We start from the raw sequence: 7,995 nt of genomic DNA on the forward strand, positions 1-7,995 counted from the left end.
GGCCGGTGTGGCGGCGGTCCAGTTCCTCCGGGGTGTCCTCCACCGTCACGTCGGCCGCGGTGACGCCCGGGGTCTGTGCCAACCGCTCCCGCCAGGTGTCGGCCGCGGCGCGGTCGACGGCGGGCAGGGCGCGCAGTGCCGCGGTGTCGACGGTGCCGTCCTCGGCGCGGGGCAGCGCGTTGACCGCCGTGACGCGGACGGTGCCGTGGCCGGCGCGGTCCAGGAGTTCCTCGACGCGTTCGGCGGCGTCCGCCCGTCCGGGCACCACGTACAGGCGCGGCGGGACGTCATCGGTGCCGGGCAGGGCATGGGCCTCCCGGATGCCGGGCACGGACCGGGCCGCGTCCTCCAGTTCCGCGGGGTCGGTCGCCACCGGGGTGGGGGTGCGCTCGGGGAGTGCGGGCAGCTCGCCGACGCGGATGCCGGGGTCGGCGCTCACCGTGCGCAGGACGTCGTGCAGGGCGCGGGCGAACGCCTCGGCGGTGCCGGCGTCGTACAGGTCGGTGGCGTACTCGACGTGCAGGGTCAGGCCGCCGGGGGTGCCCTCGGGGGTGTGGCGTTCCAGGACGTCGACGAAGAGGTCGAACTTGGCGGTGCCGGTGGCGGTGGGTCGCAACTCGGCCTTCACGCCGTCCAGTTCGAGGACGGCGGGTTCGTTGTTCTGGAGGGCCAGCATCACCTGGAACAGGGGGTGCCGGCCGGGCGTGCGGGGCGGGTTGAGGTCGTCCACCAGCCGGTCGAAGGGCAGGTCCTGGTGGTCCAGGGCGGCCAGGTCGGCGGTGCGCAGCCGGGCGAGCAGGTCCCGGAAGGCGGGGTCGCCGGAGGTGTCGGCGCGCAGCACCAGGGTGTTGGTGATCAGGCCGATCAGGGGGTCCAGGGCGGGTTCGGTGCGGCCCGCGACGGGGGTGCCGAGGACGATGTCCTCGCCGGCGCCGCAGCGGGTGAGCAGGGCGCTGACGGCTGCGTGCAGCACCATGAAGAGGCTGGCGCCCTCACGGTCGGCGAGGCGCAGCAGGGCGCGGTGCAGGTCGGTGTCGACGGTGGTCTCGACGTGCGCGCCGCCGCCGCGCGGTGCGGTGGGGCGCGGCCGGTCGCCGGGCAGGGTGCACTCCTCGGGCAGGCCGTCGAGGGCCGTGCGCCAGTGGGTGGTGAGCCGCTCCAGCCGGCCCGGGCCGTCCGGTCCGGGAGCCAGCAGGGCGCGCTGCCACAGCGTGTAGTCGGCGTACTGCGCGGGCAGCGGGGTCCAGTCGGGTGCCCGGCCGGCCCTGCGGGCCGCGTAGGCGGTGCTCAGGTCCTCGGCGAAGGGGCGCAACGACCAGCCGTCGGCGGCGCTGTGGTGCAGGACGAACAGCAGCGTGGAGCCCAGCAGCCAGACCGCGAGGGGGCCTTCGGCGGTGAGGTCGAAGCGGTGCCGCAGCGCGGCGGTGACGTGGGCGGCGGTCTCCGTGGCGGGGCAGTCGACGTGCCGCAGGGCGGGGCGCAGCTCGCCGGGCGGCAGGATGCGCTGGTACGGCACCCCCTCGTGCTCGGCGATCACCGTCCGCAGGATCTCGTGCCGGTCGGCGAGGTCGCCGAGGGCCGCCCGGAGCGCGTCCGTGTCGAGGCCGGCGTCGAGCGGGACGAGGAGCGGGATGTTGTAGGTGGCCGCTCCGTCGTCGAGCCGGTTCAGGAACCACATGCGTTCCTGGGCGTACGACAGCGGCACCCGCGGCGGGCGTACGGCGTCACCGAGGGCCGGGCGGGGCAGGGAGGCGTCCGCCCGTACGGCGATCCGCTGGGCGAGGGCGGCCGGGGTCGGTGTCTCGAACAGGGCGGTGATGGGGATCTCGGCGCCGGTCTCGTGCCGCAGACGGGCCAGCAGACGGGTGGCGAGCAGGGAGTCGCCGCCGAGGTCGAAGAAGTTCACCTCGGTGCCCACGGTGTCCCGGGGCAGCTTCAGCACCTCTTCGAACAGGCCGCACACGAGGGCCTGCTGCGGTGTCCCGGGGCGGCTGCCGGCCGCGGCGGCGGTGAAGTCGGGTGCGGGCAGCGCCTGGACGTCGAGCTTGCCGTTCGCGGTCAGCGGCAGCGCGTCCACCGGGACGCAGGCGGCCGGGACCATGTGCTCGGGCAGGTGCGCGGCGGTGTGGGCGCGCAGCTCGGCGGGGCTCACCGGCGCGTCGCCGGAGAGGACGGTGTAGGCGACGAGGTGCAGGGCGCCGTTCTCGGCGCGGCGGGGCACGACGGCGGCGCGGGTGACACCGGGGTGGGCGGCGAGGACGGCCTCGATCTCGCCGGGTTCGACGCGGAAGCCGCGCAGCTGGATCTGGGCGTCGGCGCGGCCGCGGTAGTCGAGGGTGCCGTCGGGGCGGCGCCGGGCCAGGTCGCCCGAGCGGTACATGCGGGTGCCGGGCGGGCCGTAGGGGTCGTCGAGGAAGCGGTCGGCGGTCAGGCCGGGCCGGTTCAGGTACCCGGCGGCGACGCCGGCGCCGGAGACGTACATCTCGCCGGTCGCGCCGGGCGGCACCGGGCGTCCCTCGGTGTCCAGCAGATGGACGCGGAGGTCGGCGAGCGGGGTGCCGATGACGCTGCCGCGGCGCGGGTCGTCCAGATCGGACCGGGTGAGGCGGTGGTGGGTGACGTGCACGGTGGTCTCGGTGATGCCGTACATGTTCACCAGCGCCGGGCGGTCCAGGCCGTGCCGGTCGGCCCAGGGACGCAGTCGCGCCGGGCGCAGGGCCTCGCCGCCGAACACGACGTAGCGCAACGCCCCCGTGTCGCCGCCCCGTTCGAGGTCGGCGTCGATGAGCTGCTCGAACGCGGACGGTGTCTGGCTGAGGACGGTCACGCCCTCGCGGTGCAGCAGGCCCAGGAACTCGCGTGGCGAGCGGCTGACGGCGTGCGGGACGACGACGACCCGGCCGCCGTGCAGCAGGGCGCCCCAGATCTCCCAGACGGAGAAGTCGAAGGCGTAGGAGTGGAAGAGCGTCCACACGTCGTCGGCGCCGAAGTCGAAGTGCTCGGCCGCGGCGGCGAAGAGGCGGACGACGCCTGCGTGCGGGACGGGCACGCCCTTGGGGCGGCCGGTGGAGCCGGAGGTGTGGATGATGTACGCGATGTCGGAGGGGCTCGTCCGCCCGTGCCGGTCGGCGTCGGTGAGGTCGGCGGCGGAGCGGCGGGCCAGGTCCGCGGTGGTCTCCTCGTCGTCCAGCCGGACGACGGGAAGCGTGTCCCCGGCGAGGTGGGCGTGGGCGTCGTCGGTGACCATGACGACGGGGGCCGTGTCCTCGACGACCAGCCGCAGCCGCTCGGCCGGGTGGCCGGGGTCCAGCGGCAGGTAGGCGGCGCCGGTCTTGAGGACGGCCAGCAGGGCGGGCAGCAGCCGCGTCCCGCGCTCCAGGGCGAGGGCCACCACCCGGCCCGGGCCCGCGCCGTGGTCGGTCAGCAGCCGGGCCAGGCGGTTGGCCGCGGCGTTGAGTTCGGCGTACGTGAGCCGTTCGTCCCCGCAGGTGACGGCGGTCCGCCCGGGCACGGCCGCCGCCCGCTCCTCGAACAGCTCGGTGAGGGTCCGCTCGACCGGATAGGTGCGGACGGGGGTGTCGCGGGGGTGTTCGCCCGGCAGGAGGAGGTCCAGGTCGCCCAGCGGTGTCGTCGGGTCGGCCTCGGCGAGCCGGCGCAGCATCGTGAGGAACCGGTCGCGGTGCAGGGCGAGTTCGTCCTCCTCGTACAGGGCGGGGTTGGCGTCGAAGGCCAGCCACAGTCCGCCGGAGGGGGTGCCGGGCCGCACCGAGATCTGCAGGTCGTCGACGGCTCCGCCGGACAGGTGGTGCCAGGTGGTGGGGTGCCCGCCGAAGACCGGGGACTCGTCGAACGGGACGATGTTGAGCACCGGCCCGTACAGCCGGCGTCCGGTGCCCAGCAGGCCCAGGTCGCGGCGGAGGAACTCGCCCCGGTAGCGCTGGTGGCGGCGCAGCGTCTTCAGTCCGTCCGCGACGGTCCGCGCCAGCTCCTCGACGGGCGTGTCCGGGGCGGCGGCCACGCGCAGCGGGAGGACGTCGGAGGCGGTGCCGGGGGTGCGCAGGGCGGCGCTGCCGAGGCGGCTCATGGTGGCGAGGCCGAGGACCAGGTCGCGGCAGCCGGTCATCCGGTGCAGGTAGGCGGCGGTGGCGGCGGTCAGCAGGTCGGTGCGCCGGACGCCGAGGCGGGCCGCGGCGGCGTCGAGGGCGTCGGTCTCGGCGGGCGTCAGTCCGGCGGTGCGGCGCAGGAAAGTTGCGGTGGGGGCGGCCGTACGGGAGGTGAGCCGGGCGGGCTCGGGCAGGTCGGCCAGGTGCCGCACCCAGTGGTCGCGGTCGCGGGGGTACGCCTCGGAGGCGCGGTAGGCGGCCTCCTCCTCCTGGAGCCGGCTCACCGGCGCGAACCCGGCGGGGTCCGGCTCGCGTCCCTCGGCCAGCGCGTTGTACGTGTCGGCCAGGTGCCGCCCGAGGAGCTTGTAGCTGTAGCCGTCGAGCAGGAGGTGATGGGCCCTCAGCAGCCAGAGGTGGCGGTCGGGGGCGAGGGTCAGCAGGGTGTGCGCGAACAGCGGGCCCTTCTCCAGGTCCACGGGGGTCGCGAGGTCGGCGCGGACGTGGGCCCATGCGGCGGCCTCGGGATCCTCGGCGCCGCTGACGTCGACCCGGTGCAAAGGCCAGTCGTCCGCGTCCGCGGCGGAGTGGCAGCGGGGGCCGTCGTCGGTGTCGGCGAACCGCAGGGCGAAGGTGTCGGCCTCACCGACGGTGCGCCGCAGCGCGGTCTCGAACAGCGCGGTGTCGAGGGGGCCGTGGATCTCCACCGCCTCCGCCGTGTTGTACGCGGCGCTGTCCGGTGCGAGCCGTCCGGCGTACCAGAGCCCCTCCTGGGCCCCGGACAGCGGTCGACGTTCGTCCTCCTGGAGTGACATAGCACAACCCTCACGTGGCAAGCCGTAATGTCCCGGACGGCGAAGGCCCGGCCGGATCGGACGGGTGCGGCCACCGCTCCGTGCCGCCCTCGCGTGTGTGTACGCGCCGGGCCTGCCCACGGGGCGGAAAAGGAGGTCGCACGCCGAGGGCGGGGGAATCATGTCACCCGGCCCCGGTCTCCCGGCACAGCACGGTGGGTCACCGGAACGGGGCGGGTCAAGCGGCACCGGACTCTCGGCACGCCGATTCAGGGGTTTCCCTGAAGAATGCGACGCCAGGGAATGCGCGCCGCCCTCTTCACCGCCTCGGGCTCCAACTTCTAGGGAAATCACGCGACTTCCCCGCACGCCGGGTTCTCGGCTGGATTCGGCCGCGTTGCGCCGTGCACTCTCGAAAGGCCCCCGCCCCCCGCGGACAGCCGCGGCGGCATTCCGATCCCGGGCCGTGGGACCCCCGAAAAGAACGACGGAAAGAAGGCTGACGGCATGCACCGTGCGCTGTGTCCGGTCGAGACGCTCTACGTGGGCCAGAGAAGCAGGGCCGTCCTCTCCTGCACCCTGCGCGGACCCGTGGACGTCGCCGCGCTGTCGGCCGCCTACGACACCATGACGGAGGCGAACCCGGGGCTGCGGTCACGCATCGAGCAGGACCGCACGGGCCACGTCCTGCGCCTCCTGGACGAGGACGAACGGCCCCGCCTGGACATCCGCTCCGGCGACGGGGAGGAGGCCTGGGCACAGGAGCTGAACCGGCCCCTGCCCGTCGGGGGACCGTTGAGCCGCGCCGTCCTGGTCAGCGCGCCGAACGGCGAGAGCCACCTGTTCGTGCTGGTGGTCGACCACACCGTGACCGACGGCCACAGCAGCATCGCGCTGCACAACGCCCTGTGGGACCGCTACCGGGCGCTGGTCGGCGGGGAGCCCGCCGATGAGACGCCCCGGCCGCGCTGGCCCGAGCCCGTCAGCCGGCTGCTGCCCCCGGCCGACGCGGCCGACACGGCGAAGTACCTCGACGGCCGCCTGGAGGAGACGCGGCGGCACCCGGTCGCGCTGGTGCCGTACGACGCCGTCACCGGCGACGGGACCAGCCCTGAGGGGCGCATCGAGGTCCGCCGGCTGACCCTGGACGCCGACCTCACCGCGCGGCTGCGCCGGACGGCGCGCGACGCGGGCGTCTCCGTGCACGCGCTGATCGCCGCGACGCTGCTGGCCACGGCCCGGCGGCGGCTGGACGGCGACGGCCCCCGCACCCTCGGCTGCCTCTCCCCCGTCGACCTGCGCTCCCGGCTGACCCCGCCGGTGCCCGCGGCCGCCCTGGTGCCCGCGGTCACCACCCACCTGCAGACCCTGGACGTGTCCGAGGAGTCCGGGCCGATGGAGCTGGCGCGTAGCGTCCACGGCCGCCTGAGCGACTTCCTCGCCCGCGGCGACCACTTCCACGAGCTGCGCGTCACCCCGGAGATCCCCCGCAACCCCACGCTGCAACTGGCCACGGTGATCGCCACCAACATGGGTGTCGTCCCCGGACCGCGGCTGCCTGACGGACTGCGGGCGGTCGACGTGCGCCTGGTGCCGGCCCGCGAACAGTACTTCCCGCAGGCGGGACGCAGCCCCGTCATGGCGTGCGTGGTCTCCTTCGAGGGCCGGCTCTCCATCGAGTTCCCGCACTCCACGGCCTGCTTCAGCCCGTCGTTCATGCGGGCGTTCCGCGACGACGTGCGCGCCGGCCTCCTCCGCTTCGTGACCGCGGCGGAGCCCCGGCACGGCGACGCGGCCTTCGCCTGAACACCGCCGCTCACGCACCCCCGCCCGCCCGGCTGCCGTAAGGAGCCTCAGTCCGACATGTCCACCGTCAGCGAACTCCCCTCTCCCCTGGCGCTGCTCCCCCGAGCCCAGGCGGGCGACGAGCACGCGATGAACCACCTGCTGACCGGCATCACGCCCTACGTGGCCCGCATCTGCCGGTCCATCACCCACGACGACGGCGCCGACGCCACGCAGGAGGCGCTGCTCGCCATCTACCGCGGCCTGCGTTCCCTGCGCGAACCGGCGGCGTTCTACGGCTGGGTGCGCTCGGTGACGGTCCGCGAGGCCGTGCGCACCGTCAAGCGCTACGGGGAGGAGCACAGTTGCTCCGAGCTGGAGTCGCGGCAGGAGACGAACCCCCTGGACGCGGTGCACATCAGCGATGTGCTGGAGCGGCTGTCCCAGGCGCACCGGCAGGTCCTCACCCTGCGGGCCTACGGACTGAACGAGGAGGAGATGGCCGAGGTGCTCGCCCTGCCCGTGGGCACGGTCCGCTCCCGTCTCTTCCGGGCCCGCCGCCGGTTCCAGGAGGCGTGGCAGCCCGCGGCGGCGTGAGGCGGACGCCGGGCCCCCGGAGGCCGGGAGCCCGGCGAAGGCGGCCGTGGCGGTGCGTCACCGCCACGGCCGCCGCCCGGGCTCCGGTGAGACCCCTTCTCCGCGCTACCGCACGCGTTCCGGAAGGACGCGCGGGGGCCACTGGCCGGCGGCGAACATCCCGAGCGCGTGCGCACGCGCCACCAGGGCGGGGCGGTTGGGCGCGTCGAACCTCCGCAGCATCTGCCCGACGCGGTACTCGATTCCCTGACGGCTCAGATAGAGACGGGAGGCCAGCTGCACCGTGGACTGGCCACTGGCCACACCCTCCAGGACCTGCGCGTCGAGGGCACTGAGCACCGGTCCGCCGGAGACCGCGTCCGGGGCCCGGCGCAGAAACACGACGACGCCGACCATGTCACCCAAGGGATTCCGGACGGCGACGCCGGTGACTTCCGCGCAGAATTTCCCGCCGGCGCCGTCGCGGCCCGTCACTCTTTCCGTGAATCGCCGGCAATGCCCTGCGGAAAGGGCGGTGAACTGTTCCCGCAGCCGTGCGGGAACGGGGGAACCGAGAAGGTCGAGAAGGCCGTACCCGCATATCTCGTCGGCGCTCAGGCCGAATTGGCGGGCGAATTCGGGTTCCGCGGCCGTGACGACCAGGTCCACTGGGGACACGTGGGCGGTGCAGGCGTCCGCCGACGCCGCAGCGCGGGGCGCGCCGCCGCCGGTGAGTTCGG

Annotated in this window: 4 protein-coding genes; 2 read left to right on the plus strand and 2 right to left on the minus strand. The window is 74.8% G+C overall.

Annotated features, from left to right (window positions below):
- The coding region (locus CCN42_RS31555) for a non-ribosomal peptide synthetase (protein WP_143662072.1) at positions 1–4,915 on the minus strand (4,915 nt) is incomplete at its 3' end.
- 486 nt (positions 4,916–5,401) lie between these two features.
- On the opposite strand from CCN42_RS31555, the gene CCN42_RS31560 reads away from it, so the two are divergent.
- Positions 5,402–6,700, plus strand: a complete 1,299-nt coding sequence (locus tag CCN42_RS31560; protein WP_086740734.1) for a phthiocerol/phthiodiolone dimycocerosyl transferase family protein — start codon at positions 5,402–5,404, stop codon at positions 6,698–6,700.
- 57 nt (positions 6,701–6,757) lie between these two features.
- A complete protein-coding gene (locus tag CCN42_RS31565; RefSeq protein ID WP_086172927.1) occupies positions 6,758–7,276 on the plus strand; it encodes an RNA polymerase sigma factor in 519 nt (172 codons plus the stop codon).
- Between the two features lie 105 nt (positions 7,277–7,381).
- Here CCN42_RS31565 and CCN42_RS31570 read toward each other — a convergent pair.
- On the minus strand, positions 7,382–7,995 hold a 614-nt coding region (locus CCN42_RS31570; protein WP_422641217.1), incomplete at its 5' end, for a PAS domain-containing protein.

Source organism: Streptomyces glaucescens (assembly GCF_002154375.1).
Lineage (GTDB): Bacteria > Actinomycetota > Actinomycetes > Streptomycetales > Streptomycetaceae > Streptomyces > Streptomyces glaucescens.

Bases quoted from the DNA above. Each gene is read 5' to 3' on its own strand.
- CCN42_RS31560 (WP_086740734.1), top strand. From the start codon at position 5,402: ATGCACCGTGCGCTGTGTCCGGTCGAGACGCTCTACGTGGGCCAGAGA.
- CCN42_RS31565 (WP_086172927.1), top strand. From the start codon at position 6,758: ATGTCCACCGTCAGCGAACTCCCCTCTCCCCTGGCGCTGCTCCCCCGA.